This window comes from Mangrovibacterium diazotrophicum, assembly GCF_003610535.1.
Classification (GTDB): domain Bacteria; phylum Bacteroidota; class Bacteroidia; order Bacteroidales; family Prolixibacteraceae; genus Mangrovibacterium; species Mangrovibacterium diazotrophicum.
The window spans coordinates 14811-30744 of record NZ_RAPN01000005.1 but is presented as its reverse complement, the minus strand read 5'-3'; the positions used below and the strand labels follow the sequence as shown (position 1 = coordinate 30744).

15 protein-coding genes are annotated in these 15934 nt (G+C 45.0%); 1 reads left to right on the top strand and 14 read right to left on the bottom strand.

Annotation, left to right across the window (positions count from 1 at the left end):
- Position 1 precedes the first annotated feature (1 nt).
- The 13 genes from BC643_RS21175 to BC643_RS21115 all read right to left on the bottom strand — a co-directional run bounded on the left by BC643_RS21175 (position 2) and on the right by BC643_RS21115 (position 12282).
- On the bottom strand, positions 2–691 hold the full coding sequence (locus BC643_RS21175; protein ID WP_120275295.1) for a murein L,D-transpeptidase catalytic domain family protein: 690 nt from the start codon (positions 689–691) through the stop codon (positions 2–4).
- A gap of 124 nt (positions 692–815) precedes the next feature.
- Positions 816–1838 (bottom strand): permease, encoded by a 1023-nt coding sequence (locus tag BC643_RS21170; RefSeq protein ID WP_120275294.1) that lies wholly within the window; start codon positions 1836–1838, stop codon positions 816–818.
- Positions 1835–2266, bottom strand: coding sequence for a hypothetical protein (locus BC643_RS21165; protein ID WP_120275293.1), 432 nt, complete (start codon positions 2264–2266; stop codon positions 1835–1837). The genes BC643_RS21170 and BC643_RS21165 overlap by 4 nt, the downstream gene beginning before the upstream one ends.
- Positions 2244–3257, bottom strand: coding sequence for a 4Fe-4S binding protein (locus BC643_RS21160; protein ID WP_120275292.1), 1014 nt, complete (start codon positions 3255–3257; stop codon positions 2244–2246). The genes BC643_RS21165 and BC643_RS21160 overlap by 23 nt, the downstream gene beginning before the upstream one ends.
- Before the next feature lie 12 nt (positions 3258–3269).
- Positions 3270–4538 carry a hypothetical protein gene (locus BC643_RS21155; RefSeq protein ID WP_120275291.1) on the bottom strand — a complete coding sequence of 423 codons (1269 nt, stop codon included), beginning with the start codon at positions 4536–4538 and terminating at the stop codon, positions 3270–3272.
- 4 nt (positions 4539–4542) lie between these two features.
- Positions 4543–5868, bottom strand: coding sequence for a 4Fe-4S binding protein (locus BC643_RS21150; RefSeq protein ID WP_120275290.1), 1326 nt, complete (start codon positions 5866–5868; stop codon positions 4543–4545).
- An 18-nt stretch (positions 5869–5886) separates the two neighbouring features.
- Positions 5887–6270, bottom strand: a complete 384-nt coding sequence (locus BC643_RS21145; protein WP_147377297.1) for a hypothetical protein — start codon at positions 6268–6270, stop codon at positions 5887–5889.
- Positions 6271–6430: 160 nt separating this feature from the next.
- The gene (gene nqrF / locus BC643_RS21140) at positions 6431–7702 is read right to left on the bottom strand and encodes an NADH:ubiquinone reductase (Na(+)-transporting) subunit F (RefSeq protein ID WP_120275288.1); all 1272 of its coding nucleotides are present in this window, start codon (positions 7700–7702) and stop codon (positions 6431–6433) included.
- A gap of 19 nt (positions 7703–7721) precedes the next feature.
- On the bottom strand, positions 7722–8339 hold the full coding sequence (gene nqrE, locus BC643_RS21135) for an NADH:ubiquinone reductase (Na(+)-transporting) subunit E (protein ID WP_120275287.1): 618 nt from the start codon (positions 8337–8339) through the stop codon (positions 7722–7724).
- Between the two features lie 26 nt (positions 8340–8365).
- Positions 8366–9016, bottom strand: a complete 651-nt coding sequence (locus BC643_RS21130) for an NADH:ubiquinone reductase (Na(+)-transporting) subunit D (RefSeq protein WP_120275286.1) — start codon at positions 9014–9016, stop codon at positions 8366–8368.
- Between the two features lie 6 nt (positions 9017–9022).
- Positions 9023–9718, bottom strand: coding sequence for an NADH:ubiquinone reductase (Na(+)-transporting) subunit C (gene nqrC / locus BC643_RS21125; RefSeq protein WP_120275285.1), 696 nt, complete (start codon positions 9716–9718; stop codon positions 9023–9025).
- 18 nt (positions 9719–9736) lie between these two features.
- Positions 9737–10900, bottom strand: coding sequence for an NADH:ubiquinone reductase (Na(+)-transporting) subunit B (locus BC643_RS21120; RefSeq protein ID WP_120275284.1), 1164 nt, complete (start codon positions 10898–10900; stop codon positions 9737–9739).
- Positions 10901–10929: 29 nt separating this feature from the next.
- Positions 10930–12282, bottom strand: a complete 1353-nt coding sequence (locus tag BC643_RS21115) for a Na(+)-translocating NADH-quinone reductase subunit A (protein WP_120275283.1) — start codon at positions 12280–12282, stop codon at positions 10930–10932.
- Between the two features lie 176 nt (positions 12283–12458).
- Between BC643_RS21115 and BC643_RS21110 the strand changes: the two genes are divergently transcribed.
- Entirely contained in the window at positions 12459–13766 is a 1308-nt protein-coding gene (locus tag BC643_RS21110) for a type IX secretion system plug protein (protein ID WP_120275282.1), read from the top strand.
- Here the strand turns inward: BC643_RS21110 and BC643_RS21105 are convergent.
- The gene (locus BC643_RS21105; protein ID WP_120275281.1) at positions 13763–15847 is read right to left on the bottom strand and encodes a sensor histidine kinase; all 2085 of its coding nucleotides are present in this window, start codon (positions 15845–15847) and stop codon (positions 13763–13765) included. The two genes, BC643_RS21110 and BC643_RS21105, sit on opposite strands and share 4 nt — an antisense overlap.
- Positions 15848–15934 lie beyond the last annotated feature (87 nt).

Below are 15934 nucleotides of genomic sequence, written 5' to 3'. Positions count from 1 at the left end.
ATCAATTCACCGGCGAGTCTGCCAGGTACGACTTGTCGTTGGTGTGAATGTACAGGCAGCTTCCGTTTTTGATGGAATCGATAATTTCCTTGTTCAAACTCGGAGGTAAAGCGGGGCATCCCCAGCTTCGTCCCAAACGTCCCATGCGTTGGATGAATTGTTCGCTCACGTAATCCGCTGCGTGAATCACAATTGCCCGCGCTCGTGCACGATCGTTAATTCCTTTTTCCAATCCATCCAGACGGAGCGAATAGCCATGTTTGCCCTGGTAAGTTTCGGCGGTGGTGTAAAAACCGGGACTACTCATCAGGGATTGTTCCGTGTTCGAAAAATGTTGAGCGAAGTCGATCCCGGAATTTTTTCCGTGGGCAACCAAACATTCGAACAGCAATTTGTTTGCTTTCAGGTCAATCACAAAAAAGCGCTTGCTTACCGACGATTTTGTAAAGTCAACAATCGTCAGAATATGGTTATTGTTGAAATGAAAGTTCCGGAAACCCTCCATTGCCCGGACAAAAACTTCGTACGGAAGTTTGCCGTTCAAATTAAGGGCCGTGTACTGCACGTACAACGAATCAACTGATTCGATAGCAAACGCAGTCCCCTCCGAATTCTTCTTTCCCCGGTGAAGAATCGACGGAATGACAATAATTACTAGTGATAGCGCGAAAAATAAGCTTACTCTCTTCATACAATTCCAACTGTCGCAAACTTAATAAATCAAATCTAATCGCCTTTCATTTAACTTGTTAATTTTTGTAAGTGTGAAAGTATTGGTTCTGATTAAATCTAGAATTGCTCGTTGGTCATTCAAATTATTGGAGAATAAAATTGACAGCAAAGGAAAAAATGAGGATCATGACGATGGTTGCAGCGGTGAGAACGAAGGTGAGTTTTTTACCTAAAAAGCGCGAAAGCATGATAATGGAGCTGGCACAAACAGCCGTTGAACTCAGGGAAAATGCCAAAGCATCGCCCATGCCAAGATCGGTGTACTGGAGGATTGGCGCCAGGAACAGAATGTCGGCACCATTGCAAAGGTAGATAGCCGTTCCGATTCCGGTGAGCAAAATAAGGCTGGTGATCCCTCCGCTCAATGGCAACTGGTCGATCAGTTTTAAAGGGCCGGTTAGCTCAAACAGCAAGCCCAAAATACCGGCGATCAGAATATAGGGCGCTATTTTACCTACGAGTACCCATGTTTTCCGGTAAACGTCTTTCCCGATTACCGCGCCGCAGGAGGCCGTGTCGCAACTTTTGTAAATGCCAATTTCAGGCTTGCCGATCCGGTGGTAGGCCAGATCCACAACCAAGCCGACAGCGATGGCAACAATGAATGATCCCAGAATCCGAAGGCTGCCGTATTCAATACCCAGTACGGAATAAGAAAGAAAGATGATGTAGGGGTTTAGCAGGGGAGCCGCAATCACAAAAGTGATGATGGTGCGCAGGGGGAGCCTGCTTTTCATCGATTCAATCAGGGGAATGGCGCTGCACGAGCAGACAGGGATGACCGACGCGTAAACAAAAGCGCTCAACTGAGTTTTGGGAATGAACTTGCGGTATTTGGTAAAGTATTTCTCTGTTAGGGTGCCGGCAAAGGTTCCGGCAACTACCACCAGGAACAATTCCAGCAGGTATTCGTTGATCAGAAACAGCCACGATGGCAGAAATTTGTAGATTGCGCATTTTTCGCGGGTATTGTAATGAATGCCGTACCAGCTCGAATAGATAGTGTCGACCAGCAAAACTGCGAGGATGAACCAGATTGCTATTTTGGGAATATTGATTCCGTTATTCTGTCGTTTCGGGATTTCTATTGATTGAATGAAGCTCATGATTCTTTTCTTTTAAGGTTGAAGATTTCAACAGTTTTGCCCGCGTCACTTTCGTGGTAGGCGGTAATTTGTAGCTCTTTGCCCTTTTCGTTGACCAGTACTGTGATGACTTTTTCCCAACTTCCATCTTTATTTTCGATCCACGAATTTTGGTGAATCGATTTCAAACCTTTTAGAAAGATTCGTGTCTTCTCGATTCCCTGTGTACAAGATCGGTCCAATTGAATTGCAGTAAGTCTGACATCAATTGTCTCACCTGCAGAAAAAGCGTCTTTCCGGTTGCCGACAATTTCAAACGAAAACCGGATCGGATTTTTGGTCTTCGAACTTTGCGCAAGGGCCGAATCCGTTAATCCAGCCAGTCCGATCAGCAGGAGTGAAAGGGCTAGTTTTCGGAAGGCAGTGCTAAACGTATTCGATCGCATCATACGGGCAAACGGTAATACATTTTCCACAAATCATGCAGCTGGCTTCATCAATTACCGCCGGGCTGCTCTCAACATCAATCGCATTCACTTCGGAACATGCCAACACGCAGGCTCCGCAGGCGGTGCAAAGGCTGGTGTCAATAGTCGGCGTGTCAACACCACTTGTCGTTTCAACGATGGCATCCTCGCCGCAAACAGCATAGCAATCGCCGCATTGCGTACATTTGGTTTGATCGATGGTGGTAACTTTTGTCGTACTGCCGGTTGTACTTTTACTCACCGCACTGTGGGTACAGGCGGTGTAACAGGCTCCGCAATTTGTACAAGCTGAAGAGCTGATTGTCACGTAGGCTTTTGATATGGCGTTGTGGGGACAGGCTGAGAGGCACTTGCCACATTTCACACAGGCGGAGGTGCTGATAGATGATTTGTTATTCACCTTCGAGATGGCACCGTAGTTGCAGGCCGAGGAGCATTTTTGCACACAGCCGTGGCAATTGCTGCCCACAGAATAAACAGATACAACATAGCTAATTGCATTTCCTTCGTTTTGGCAGGCCGTAACACAATCGCCGCAGCCAACGCACTTGCTTTTAGTGATGGAATAGCTGCTCACCGATGCCGCGGCATCAATGGTGATGGCGTTTTCGGGACAGGCATCTTCACACTTTTCGCAGGCAGTGCATTTGCTGGAGCTAATGGTGTAGGTCACTCCCGGAATTGATATGGCAGCAACATCGCAAACGCTGACACATTGCTTACATTCGGTGCAGGTGTTGCTGTCGATAGTATAAACGGCTTCTTCCAGCGAAATCGCTTCGTATTCGCACACTTCAAGACAATCGCCGCACGAGGTGCAATCGTCGGTAATTACCCGCAAGCCTTTGTAGAAATCGGCATCACAAGAACTTAAAAAATGGGATGTCAGGCCTGCTGCTCCGACGAGTAACAAGGATTGACGGATAAATTTTCTGCGATTACTCTTTTCCATATCGTCGTGTTTTTAGAAAAATACTCTCATTTCAAGGCGGGCAAGTTTTGCCCACTCGTTTAAATCATCTGAATTCATGACCCCGGTTATTGCGGTTAACCTCAAATGTTTTTTGAGGTAGAACTTGCCAACCGAGAAGTCAAGCTCTTTCAGCTGTTCAGCTTTCAGCTGTTGCGTGTATTGAAGTTTAAAACTCAGCTCGCTGTTGGTAAACTGTTGTTTGAGCGACGCATTAATCAACGGCAAATCCACCAGATCCATGCGAAATACTTCGCCGAGGATCAGGTTTGAAAAACGGGGGAGGCTGGCTGTCGATTCGCCAATATCATGTTTGGTGAGGTAAGTTGCTTGCAAGGTTGTCAGGTTGCCCGATTTGGATTGAAATTCCTTTTCCAGCTGTGCAAAAAGAATCCAGGCTTTGTTGTCGTTTCCCAATTGGTAAATTCCTTCAGCTTTAGCTGTACCGATTGGGCCGAGGTTGATCGCTGTATTCAACCCGAAATCAATCAGCGGATTGTCGTAGAATGATCCGAATTCGCTGTAGATGATTCCGCCATAGGAAGCGAATCCAAATGGATTTGATTTCGAGCTTTCATCAAAATCGGTGAACTCATCAAAGGTTTCAAACTCATCCTCCGACGAGCTTGATGCTTTTGTCGGTTTGTGCGAAAGGTCTTTTTGAAAAGAGAGGGTAGCGAAGTTGGTTTCGCCAAAATCAGTTCCGGCCGTTGGCGTTCGGGTCGGTACAATGTCATAAATATAGGCCGTTGAGCAAAATATTCCGTTTCGCGAAAAGTCTTTGGTAACGGTTCCGGTTGCCAGCACCAATTTGGTGTTCGATGCCGAATAATTGAAACTTGCGCCCAATGCTCTTTCATTTAGCAGGAAGAAATCGCCAGCCTGGATTTGGTGCAGCCCAAGCCGAAGGTTGAAATTGTTAGAGAAGTAGCTGGCTGACAATTCGCGCAAGCCAAAGCGGCTTTTGGTGAAGGTTTCATCCAGGTCGAGGTCTTGGTTGTACCAGTATTTGTAGGCTCCTTCTGCATAAAACTGCACGCGGTTAAAGGTAAGGTCTGCTCCGAGGAAAGCCATGCCGTTACCGATATAGCTGTTTGTGAGGTAGCCGCCACTGGCCTCCAGTTCGGCTGCCCAGCTCAGGTTCGAATTCTCGTACAGTGGTTTCAGGTTGCTGGCCAGGTGGCTCCGGCATTCCCATTGCGCAAAGCTATGTGATGTCCAGAAGCAAAGCAGCGCTATGATGATGGTTTTGATTTTGCTCATGAATCTATTTCTCTTTTCTTGATTTTCTATTCTTCTCAACGGCATCGAAGCGGCAGGTATCCAGGCAATTCCCACAGCGGATACAATTCTCCTGGTCGATGATATATTGTCCGTCACAGGATGAAATGGCATTCGAATCACAAACTTTCACACACTGTTTGCAGCTTTTGCACGATGGTGTGATTTGCAAACGCGAAGCTCCCGGTATTTTTTCAATCCAGCCGAGTACTAAGCCGATTGGGCAGATCGCGCGGCAGAAAGGCCGGTAAATGAGCAGTGAACTGATCAGTAAAATTGCCAGCAGAACGTAGCCGGTAATATTCACGGAGAACAAGTTGAAAGCGACCTTGAACGGATCGATTTTGATGAACAGGTTGGTGCGGGTGATGAGAAGCTGAAGGACCAAGGCAATTAACGCAATGTATTGAATAATCTTTAGCACGCGTTGTGCTTTTACGCTTTGAAGACCTTTAAACAGGCCGGGACGATAAATGAATTCCTGCAGCGCGCCAAGGTGGCAAACCCATCCGCACCAGACTTTTCCGAAGATATAAGTGATTGGCAATAACCCGAGGAACCAGATCAATGTTACCCATCGGGTGGGCTCGCCGAGCGAAATCAAAATCAGGTTCTGAAAGCTGGAAATCATGCAGGGACAGGCAGAACTGTAAAAACCGAGGTAGATCAGTGAAGCTAAAAGGATCAGAAAGCGAAGCTTTCGACCTTTGAATCGGGTGTAGGCAAATCCGGCGATTACGGTCATAAAAAGGGCAATGATCGTTCGGATCAGCGATGTGATTTCGTTGTCGTCAATCAGTTGATCAGGTGCCGGTTCCTCAATGAATTCCTGGAAGTCTCCATCGCCATCGGCTGTCACAAACTCGTCCGAATTGTCGATGCTTTGGAATTCATCACTATCAACAGCAACAAATTCATCGTCGCTGAATGTTTCTGAAGTCGTTGTGTCAACAATCGAGAGTGTGGTTTCAGCAGTTGTATCATTGGGGATCGCGGTTTGTTTTTCACCATTCTGTATTTGTCCGGCAACACTTACCGATAAACCAATGAATAAAGTCAGGCCCAGTACCCAAAAAGTTTTTTTCAGCTTGTTGCTGCGGAAGAGGAGAAAAATCACAACCACTTCGACCAATAGCAAAAACGGAAATTCGCTAAACGGCAAACTGATTATTCCACCTGAGCTTTCCGGACAGGCAGTACAGTCCGCACAACTGCTTATTCCGTTTGCAGGTAGACTGGCCAAAGCCGCTTGAGCCTGGAGTAGCAAAAGTGCAACTGAGGAGAGTAACGATTTGATCCCTGGTTTCTTCATCACGAAAAGCTTTAGGGATCAGGATTTCTTTTGCAATGTTATCTTTCCGAAACCGCCATCCTTGTCGCAGGTTCGTTTGCAGGCAATCTGGAATTCGATGTCGTTGCCGGGGAGCACAACGACTTTCAGTTTGCGGGTGTAGGTGCCGGGTTTAATTTCTTTCCAGGGAGTGGCTGCCGCTATTTTGCAACCGTCGGCCATAATTTTGGCATCATCAATATTTTCGTGACAATCGCGGTGCGTATTGACAACGGTCAGTTCAACGATGACGACGTCGCCTGCACTGTATACCTTCTTCTCGCCGCCAACGGTAAATTCAATTTCGCATGCTAGTCCCTTTAAACTAATTACTGTCAATATGAACAGCAGGGCCAGCACTTTGGAGTAGGGTGTCCGTATCATAAATGGATTGATTTTGACTTTGTTTACAGCATATCCTAAGCTGGCAGGAAAAACCCTACCAAACGCTGTTTATTGTTATTCAATCCAAATAAAGGCCAAACTAAAAGGCATAAAAAAAGCTGCTCTTTGCAGAACAGCTTTTTCAGATATATTGAAGGGATTAGCTTCCGAAGTCGTCGAACAGTACGTTTTCGTTTGGTACACCCAAATCGTATAACATTTTTTGTACTGCCGCGTTCATCATCGGTGGTCCACACATGTAGAAGTCGATTTCTTCCGGCTCTTCGTGCGAGCGCAGGTAGTTGTCGTAAATCACGTTGTGAACGAATCCAACTTTGTATTCGATACCCAGTTTGTCAGCTTCCGGATCGGCTTTATCAAGAGCCAAATGGAATTTGAAGTTCGGGAAGTTTTTCTCGATTTCCATGAACTGGTCGTGGTAGAATACTTCTCTCCAAGAGCGGGCTCCATACCAGAAAGTCACGTTTTTCTTGCTTTCTTTCACGGTGTGGAACAAGTGGAACAAGTGAGAACGCATCGGCGCCATACCGGCACCACCACCGATGAACATCATTTCGCTGTCGTTATTTTTCAGGAAGAATTCACCGAAAGGACCCGAGATGGTTACTTTGTCACCCGGCTTGCGCGAGAAGATGAACGAAGAACAAACCCCTGGGTTTACTTTGGTAAAACCACCATTTACACGGTCGAACGGAGGCGTAGCAATACGGATGTTCAACATGATGATGTTTCCTTCTGCAGGGTGGTTGGCCATTGAGTACGCTCGGAACGTTGGTTCCGGGTTTTTCATTTTCAGGTCAAACAAACCAAATTGTTCCCATTCCGGACGATATTCTGCGTCGACGTCCATGTCCTTAAAGTCCACGTCAATCTTCGGAACATCAATCTGGATATAACCACCTGATTTGAAATCCAATGTTTCGCCTGCGGGCAATTTCACCACGAATTCTTTGATGTAAGTGGCCACGTTGTTGTTCGAAACAACTTCGCATTCCCATTTTTTTACACCCAAAACTTCCTGGTGAATATGGATTTTCATATCCTCTTTTACCTTTACTTGGCAACCAAGACGCCAGTTGTCGGCTTGTTCTTTACGGGTAAAGAAACCGGTTTCGGTAGGAAGAATAGAACCACCACCTTCTTCAACCTGGCAACGGCACATACCACAGGTACCACCACCACCACAAGCTGAAGGCAGGATTACTTTGTTGTTGCTCAAAGTTGACAGCAACGTACTTCCCGGCTCCGTTTCAATTTCCATGTAACCATCGTTAAGGTTCACCTTAACAGAACCCGATGGCGTCAATTTCTTTTTGACAAACAACAGGATTCCCACCAACAGAACAATCATCAACAAGAAGATGATTACACTGGTTAGGATAACTGTTGATTGAGCTGCTAATAATATCATAGTCCTCAATTTTTACAGATTAAAGTTTAATACCCATGAATCCCATGAAAGCAATCCCCATCAATCCGGTAATGATAAACGTAATACCCAGACCACGCAATGGGGCCGGTACGTTTGAATAGCGGGTTTTTTCACGGATAGCTGCAATACCTACAATTGCCAGGAACCAACCAATACCTGAACCAACACCGTAAGTAGTAGCTTCGGCGATGTTGTTGAACGCTTTTTGTTGCATGAACAACGAACCACCGAGGATGGCACAGTTCACAGCGATCAACGGAAGGAAGATCCCTAATTGGGTGTATAATACCGGAGCAAATTTCTCAACAACCATCTCAACTAACTGTACCATTGATGCGATAACAGCGATGAACATGATGAAAGACAAGAAACTCAGGTCAACATCTGCAAATTGAGGTCCAAGCCAGGTTAAGGCACCTTCTCTCAAAACTTTTGTTTCGAGCAGGTAGTTTACCGGCAGTGTGATCGCCAAAACGAAAATTACAGCGGCACCCAAACCGGCAGCGGTCTTCACCGATTTTGAAACAGCAAGGTAAGAACACATACCCAGGAAGTATGCGAACACCATGTTTTCAATGAAGATCGACTTGACGAATATATTTATCAAATTTTCCATATCGTATCTTTGATTGAATTTCTGAATTAGTCTTCAATTAGTTTACGGTTTTTACTGCGCTGAACCCAGATGATCGCACCAACGGTAATCAAAGCCATTGGAGGCAAAATCATCATACCGTTGTTTGAGTAGAAACCACCGTTGGCGATGTACCAGCTTTCAGGAATCAGTTTGTAACCAAACAAGCTACCTGAACCCAGCAGTTCGCGGAAGAAACCAACAATAACCAGGATTGCACCATAACCGGCACCGTTACCGATACCATCGAGCAATGAGGGCCATGGTTTGTTACCTAAAGCGAAGGCTTCCAAACGACCCATCAGGATACAGTTGGTAATAATCAAACCTACGAATACGGATAATTGCTTACTTACGTCGTAAACGAAAGCTTTCAATACCTGGTCAACCAGAATTACCAAAGCAGCAATAACAACCAGCTGAACGATGATTCGAATCCGGTTCGGGATGGTGTTACGCAAAAGCGAAATAATTACGTTGGCGAAAGCCACAACGGCAGTTACGGCAATGGCCATAACAATTGCAGGCTTCAACTGGGCTGTAACCGCCAGCGCCGAACAGATACCCAAAACCTGAACGGTAATCGGGTTATTGCTGTTAAGCGGGTTGCTTAGCAGACCCAGGTTTTTCTTTGAAAATAATGCTTCTTTGTCGCTCATCTTCTTCTATTTTTTCTGGTTGAAAAATGCTTTGTATGCACTCAGGTCTTCAAGTACCATTGCCTGCAAACCTTTAGAAGTAATGGTACCCCCCGAAATAGCATCTACTTTGTGTTCAGCAGGTGCAGTTTCGTTTGATTTGGCAACAATGATCGAGTAGAACTTGCCGTCGTTATCAAAGATCGTTTTGCCTTTGAATTGTTCCTGGAATGCTTTGGTTGAGATTTCGGCACCCAATCCAGGAGTTTCACCCTGGTGGTCGAAAGTCGCACCGTAAATGGTGTTCATATCGCTTTCCACTGAAATATATCCCCAGATTGGTCCCCAAAGACCTGCTCCGTAAAGTGGCAGAATATATTTGATGCTTCCGTCAATTTCGCATTCGAAAACCGGCAACTGGCGATCTTCGACTTTCTTGGCACGTTCTTTTTTCATGTCAACCGTAAAGGCGTCTCCATCGATTTTTTCACCTTTCGCGTTCACAATGTATGAGTTGACAATTTTCTCGGAGTAAATCTGTTCGGCATCGACAGCAGTTGCTGCGATGTTTACAGAAGCGAGAATGTTTTGTTTTTTCTCCGTTTCAACATTCTTCGATTGTAATGGCTTCAGGTTGAAAGCTGCAAACGAAAGGATCGCAGCAACCAGGATAACCATTACCGAGGCATATATAAATGTATAAACATTACTATTCCTGTCCATTATCGTAGTCTTTGTAGGTTAAACATTTACTTTTGCCCGTTTCAACCGCCGTTTGATGTTGCCTTCAACAACATAGTGGTCAATCAGCGGTGCAAAGGTGTTCATTAATAAAATGGCCAGCATCATTCCTTCCGGATAAGCCGGGTTTACCACACGAATCAGGATGGCCAATACACCAATCAGGAATCCGTAGATCCATTTTCCTTTTACTGTTTGTGCAGCAGAAACCGGGTCGGTTGCCATAAACACAGCACCAAAAGCAAAACCACCAATAATAAGGTGATCGTAGAACGGAAGAGCCATGTAAGCGTTGTCGCCGGCGAAGATGTTCAACAGGATACCCATGAACAATCCACCAGCTACGGTTGACAACATGATTCTCCAGCTTCCGATTCCGGTAACGATCAGCACAAGGGCACCGATCAGGATGGCAATGGTTGAAGTTTCACCAATTGATCCGGGAATTAAACCTACGAATGCGTTCCATGTGTTCAGTGCGTCGGTGTGTCCGGCAGCAGCCAATGCCATTGGAGTAGCACCGGTGAAACCGTCAACAGCTTTTTCAATACCCGACGCAGAGATCCAAACAGAATCACCTGACATTTGTCCCGGGTAAGCAAAGAACAGGAATGCACGGGCTACCAAAGCCGGGTTCCAGATGTTCATACCAGTACCACCGAAAACTTCTTTACCGAAGATTACAGCAAAGGCAACGGCGATGGCAATCATCCAAAGCGGCGTGTTTACCGGCATAACCATCGGGATCAACAGACCCGATACCAGGAAACCTTCGTTTACTTCGTGACCGCGGTATTGGGCGAAAATGAATTCGATACCCAATCCAACGATGTACGATACGGCAACAATCGGAAGAACTTTCAGCAAACCAAACAGGAACAGGTCGAAGAATGAAGCTGTTGCCAACTCACCCAACGCACCGAAGTGTTGGTAACCGACGTTATACATTCCGAATAGCAATGCCGGAACCAAGGCGAGTACAACAATACCCATGGTTCTTTTCAGGTCGATAAAGTCGTGGATATGTGTTCCCGACTTTGAGGTATTCTTCGGTACGAAGAATAGCGTAAATAGCGCATCATGCGTAGAGTGCAACCAATGGTACTTGGCGCCCTTCTGTACATGAGGCTTTGTGTTTTCGAAAAAATTTCTTATCGCTTTCATTGAATTTCTTTTTTAAAGCAATCGTTCTGTTATCCCACTTCTTTTACCATGACATCAAGACCTTGGCGCAAGATTTCCTGTACTTTGATTTTCGAAGTACAAGCATATTCACACAGGGCAAGATCTTCTTCTACCACCTCGTAAATACCGAGTTGTTCCATTTTGTCGATATCGTTTGCCAGGATCGCTTTGATCAGGTAAACCGGCAGGATATCCATGGGTAAGAATTTTTCGTACTGGCCGGTTACAACGTAAGCACGTTCGCTACCGTTCATGTTGGCATCCAATACATATTCTTTTTTCGGGAATAAACTGGAGAAGAATGCTTTTGAAGCAGAGTATTTTCCGAAACCAGGTTCGGCCCAACCCATAAACTCGTAATGGTCGCCTTCCGGAATAACGGAAATTTGCTGGTCGTAGAATCCAAGGTAGTCGTCGGCTTCAACTTTGGTTCCGGTAAGAACCGTTCCGCTGATGATCCGTTCGTTGCCTTCTTGTTTGGTTTTACCTTTTACAAGGCTACCAACCAAAGCTCCCTGGATTGTTTTTACGTATTTTGGTGCTTTAACTTCAGAACCGGCTAAAGCAATGGTTTTGCTCAGATCAAGTTTTCCGGTTTCGAACAGGCGGCCGATGAAGGCAACAGCCTGAACAGAGATTGTCCAAACAACTTCACCTTTGTTGACCGGAGCAACTTTGTGAATTTGAATACCAACGTTGCCAGCCGGGTGAGGGCCGCTGAAAGTATTCAGTTCTGCGTTTTTCAAACCAGCAAAAATGCTGTTGGATACTTTGCCTGGAAGACCGAAGTAAACTTTACCGTCAGTCAGTTTGCTCAGTGCATTGATCCCTGTTTGGATAGCAGAAATGTCGTTCTTAAAAATAAATTCATAGTCAGGTGCCAAAGGGCTGGAATCAAATCCCGAGATGAAAATATTTTTTGGTTGATCACTAGGTTTGGCTAAAGTGCCGTAAGGACGTTGTTTGAAGAATGGCCACAGGCCGGAGGTAAGCAGCTGTTCTGTAATTTTCTCCCGAGACAGTTTCAGGGGATCAGCTTGTGAGAACGAAACGAATTCGTTTTTGCCGTCTGCTTCAACAATTACTTCCAGAATTTTACGACGCTCTCCGCGATTCACCGCCTTAACGGTTCCGCTCACCGGAGAAGTAAATAAAATTTCAGGATTGTATTTGTCGAAAAACAGGGCATCACCAGCTTTTACCTGGGCGTCAGCCTTCACACTTAATTTTGGAGTTAAGCCTGGAAAATCGATTGGCTTAAGGGCTACGGTTACAGGGGCTGGAGCAACCTCAAGAGTGGCTTCGGCAGCACCTTTTAACCGGATATCCAATCCGCGTTTTAGTTTAAAATGCTTTGACATTGTAATCCCTTGTTGTGTTAATTTTTTATGGGTAGCAAATGTAAATATTATTAAAAACTTTTCACAATCTTTGTTTATAAACTTGAGGCAGATCAACCGATTGATTCACATGAACTATAAACTCGGTGAACAGTTCCTGAAACATGTTGGTTGATGATCTCTAAAAGCGTTCAATTATGCCTTGTTTTCAGTCAAAATCAGCTTTTTTACGTGTTTTTTTACAGCTATTCGGATGCGTTATCTTTTCATTAAATTCTTCGGCTCAATCGGCTGGCGATACTTACTTCGAAGATGCCGTTTTCAACCCCGATATTAAGTCGGTTCAGCTGTTTCCAAATGACGATCAACTGGCTTTGCCCATCCTGAACCTTGGGAGTGACGGACAGTTGTTGCTGAAGTTTGATGACCTTTCCGGTGGTTCCAAAAGTTACAGTTATACCATCATACAGTGCGATGCTGACTGGCACGAATCTTTCTTAATTCAAAGTGAATACCTGGGAGGCTTTTTCGAAAACCCGATTGACGATTATGCGCTAAGTTTCAATACAACCATGCAGTACAGCAATTACCAGTTGCTGATTCCGAATGATCGCGTACAGCTTCGCTATTCGGGCAATTACGTGTTGCAGGTGTACGAAGGAAACGACCGTGAAAAGCCGGTCTTAAGCCGAAGGTTTTATGTGCTCGATCCCAAAGTGCAGGTGACTGGCCAGGTGAAGCGCGCCACCTTCGATCCGTATAAAGGCGACAACCAGGAAGTTGATTTCAGTGTTTTTCCAGCGCAATTAAAACTGGATGACCCGTTTAAAGAAATTAAAGTGGTGGTGATGAAAAACAATTGCTGGGATACGGGAATAAAAGGACTGCAGCCGATTTTCGTTCGCAAAAATGAGCTGGTTTACGATTACGACAAAGAGAATGTATTTCCGGGCGGAAATGAGTATCGCTACTTCGATATACGCTCATGGCAATACAACGGCGAAAATGTTGATGCGATTGGTCAGTTTGATCAATACTATCACGTCACGCTCGCAAAAGACGAGTTGCGATCGAATAAGAAATACTTTTTCTACCGCGAAATGAACGGGAAATATCGGATTGAGAGCCAGGATCGGGAAGTGCAGGATCCGGATACGGAATGCGATTATGGATTTGTGCATTTTTCACTTGCCGTTCCGGTGCCATTGGTCGGCGGTTCAGTGCACGTGTTCGGCGCTTTAAGCGATTGGAAAACCGGGCCGGAAACGGCAATGACCTGGAATGACAAGACGAAGGAATATGAACTAACGCTCTTGCTGAAACAAGGATATTATAACTACGAATACGTTTACGTTGATAATGGTGATCACAAAATAGACGAATCGGTACTGGAAGGCAGTTTTTACGAAACGGAAAATGATTACCAGATTTACGTGTATTACCGCGGACTTTCAGGAAGATATGATCAGCTGGTTGGTTTTCAACAGTTGACCTCGATGAACTAGCGCACGACTTTCAGCATGCCATCGCCATTCTCAAAAGGAATAGTAAACCAGAAAGTTGAGCCTTTGTCAACTTCCGACTGCACTTCAATTTTTCCACCCAAAACAACAGCGTAGTGCTGGGCGATAGCCAGTCCAAGTCCGGTTCCTTCGTACTTGCGCGACTTCTTGTTGTCGATTTGGTGAAAGCGGTCGAAAATACGCTCCAGGTTTTGCTTTTCAATCCCGATACCGGTATCACGAACAAAAAACTTCAGGCGGGTTTTGTCCAAAAGTTGGTAGCCAAACTCAATTTCACCTTCGTGGGTAAATTTGATGGCGTTGTCGATGAGTTTTTTCAGGATTTCACCGAGCAAATAGCGGTCGGTTGTTACGCCAAATTTGGGATTTGCATTCTCGTTACTCAGTTTCATGCGAACCGGCTTGTTGCTCACTTCCATACTGTACTCGCGGTACAGATCGACCATCATGTCGTTGATTTTGCAAAATCCCTTGTGCACAACAACCTGCTTGCTCTCGATTTTTGAAATGCTGATCATGTCGTTGATCATTTCCATCAGTAGGCGCCCGTTGCTGATGATGATGTCGATGAACCGGTTCTTTTCTTCCAGGTCGAAATCGGGTGATCCGATCATGCGCGAGAAGCCAATGATGGCATTCATCGGTGTTCTGATTTCGTGTGAAATATTGGCAAGGAAAGCGGATTTCAGTTGGTCTGCTTCTTCCGCTTTTTGTTTGGCTTCTTCCAATCGGATTTCGGCCATTTTTCGTTTGGTAATATCCCGTGCAATCGAGATCACTGAGTTGTCATCCAGCTTGGCAATCCGCATCTCGAACATTGCTGTCCCTTTTTCAACTTCCAAAGCATATTCAATCGTCTCTATTGAATCAAAGCGAATAGCGTCCTGAATAAACTGGTAGATTTTTCGCGACATCTTCTCCGAAAAACCAACTTCGAAAATTGAATTCCCAATAATGTCGTCTGCGTTGATCTGGATCACTTCAGAGTCTTTAATCGCAAAGTCAACGTAAATTCCATCCTTGTCGATAATGAAAAACAAATCGGGAATGGCTTCCAGCAAAACTTTGTACCGCTTTCGGCTTTCTTTCAGGCTGACAATGGTATTTTGCTTGGATGAAATATCGTGAAACAGGCAGGCGATGTAATCTTTCTTGGGAGAAAGGGTGGTCAACTCGACCCACTTGTTGAGATGCTCGACAAAAAATTCAGTTTTATTTTTTTTCGAGAATAAGAAGAAGTTATTCCAATCGAATGAATTTCTGAAAATCTTCGGGAAAATCACGTCGGCGTCGACATTCTTCACTTCCCGAGCATTCACTTTAAAAAGGTTTTCGAAAGCCAGGTTTACTTTTCGAACTTCCATGTTGACAGCACTTCCCATCTCGTCGCGGTTGATTTTGAGCAACAAGTAACCATGTTGCAGTTGCCGCAGGGTTTGCGTGATTTCATTCTCCGTTTCTTCTGCTTTTTCGCGCAGTTCCTTCATGTTCAGTTCGAAACTCCAGGCCGTGATAAAACAGATAATGTAAGCAGTTGAGAGCACAATAATCGGATTCAAAACAAACTCATTGGCATTCCAATAAAAGGATGTGAGTTGATCAATCCTGTTCGAATCCCAAACGTGAACGGCCAGGACACAGAGTGCCAGCAAGAAAAAAACAGTGATTTTGCGGCGGTTGTTGCTGAAGAATAACAGTAAAACGAGGCAGCCGATTGCGGTCCACAAAGTGAACGGTATCGTCAGGTGAATCGGCATGATTGCGTAAGGAGCTGAAATGAAATAAAAGTACATCGGCAGTACAATCAGGAAAAGCGTGTTGATTGCGCCGGATACTTTGTTGGCACGCAAAAAATAGATGCCGATGACCGACATGGCCAGCAGCGATGCATCACCCGGGATGCACGAGTACTTCAGGCTACCAGCCAATGTGGCAGTAAAACTGTAAAGGCTGAAAACAATACCGGAAAGATAAACCAGGTAAAGACCAATTCGTATTCGCTTCTCTTCGCTCGGGTTAAATGAAAATATTTTTGAGATCAAATGAGTTTTTGGTTCCTGCATGTATGAACTTAAAATATGCGTCTAAATATAATACTTTTTAGTTCCTGTTGATTTTTTATCGGGCATATAATACCCACAATTTTTGAA

Coding starts and splice junctions, on each gene's coding strand:
- BC643_RS21175 (WP_120275295.1), bottom strand. CDS start 691: ATGAAGAGAGTAAGCTTATTTTTCGCGCTATCACTAGTAATTATTGTC.
- BC643_RS21170 (WP_120275294.1), bottom strand. CDS start 1,838: ATGAGCTTCATTCAATCAATAGAAATCCCGAAACGACAGAATAACGGA.
- BC643_RS21165 (WP_120275293.1), bottom strand. CDS start 2,266: ATGATGCGATCGAATACGTTTAGCACTGCCTTCCGAAAACTAGCCCTT.
- BC643_RS21160 (WP_120275292.1), bottom strand. CDS start 3,257: ATGGAAAAGAGTAATCGCAGAAAATTTATCCGTCAATCCTTGTTACTC.
- BC643_RS21155 (WP_120275291.1), bottom strand. CDS start 4,538: ATGAGCAAAATCAAAACCATCATCATAGCGCTGCTTTGCTTCTGGACA.
- BC643_RS21150 (WP_120275290.1), bottom strand. CDS start 5,868: ATGAAGAAACCAGGGATCAAATCGTTACTCTCCTCAGTTGCACTTTTG.
- BC643_RS21145 (WP_147377297.1), bottom strand. CDS start 6,270: ATGATACGGACACCCTACTCCAAAGTGCTGGCCCTGCTGTTCATATTG.
- nqrF (WP_120275288.1), bottom strand. CDS start 7,702: ATGATATTATTAGCAGCTCAATCAACAGTTATCCTAACCAGTGTAATC.
- nqrE (WP_120275287.1), bottom strand. CDS start 8,339: ATGGAAAATTTGATAAATATATTCGTCAAGTCGATCTTCATTGAAAAC.
- BC643_RS21130 (WP_120275286.1), bottom strand. CDS start 9,016: ATGAGCGACAAAGAAGCATTATTTTCAAAGAAAAACCTGGGTCTGCTA.
- nqrC (WP_120275285.1), bottom strand. CDS start 9,718: ATGGACAGGAATAGTAATGTTTATACATTTATATATGCCTCGGTAATG.
- BC643_RS21120 (WP_120275284.1), bottom strand. CDS start 10,900: ATGAAAGCGATAAGAAATTTTTTCGAAAACACAAAGCCTCATGTACAG.
- BC643_RS21115 (WP_120275283.1), bottom strand. CDS start 12,282: ATGTCAAAGCATTTTAAACTAAAACGCGGATTGGATATCCGGTTAAAA.
- BC643_RS21110 (WP_120275282.1), top strand. CDS start 12,459: ATGCCTTGTTTTCAGTCAAAATCAGCTTTTTTACGTGTTTTTTTACAG.
- BC643_RS21105 (WP_120275281.1), bottom strand. CDS start 15,847: ATGCAGGAACCAAAAACTCATTTGATCTCAAAAATATTTTCATTTAAC.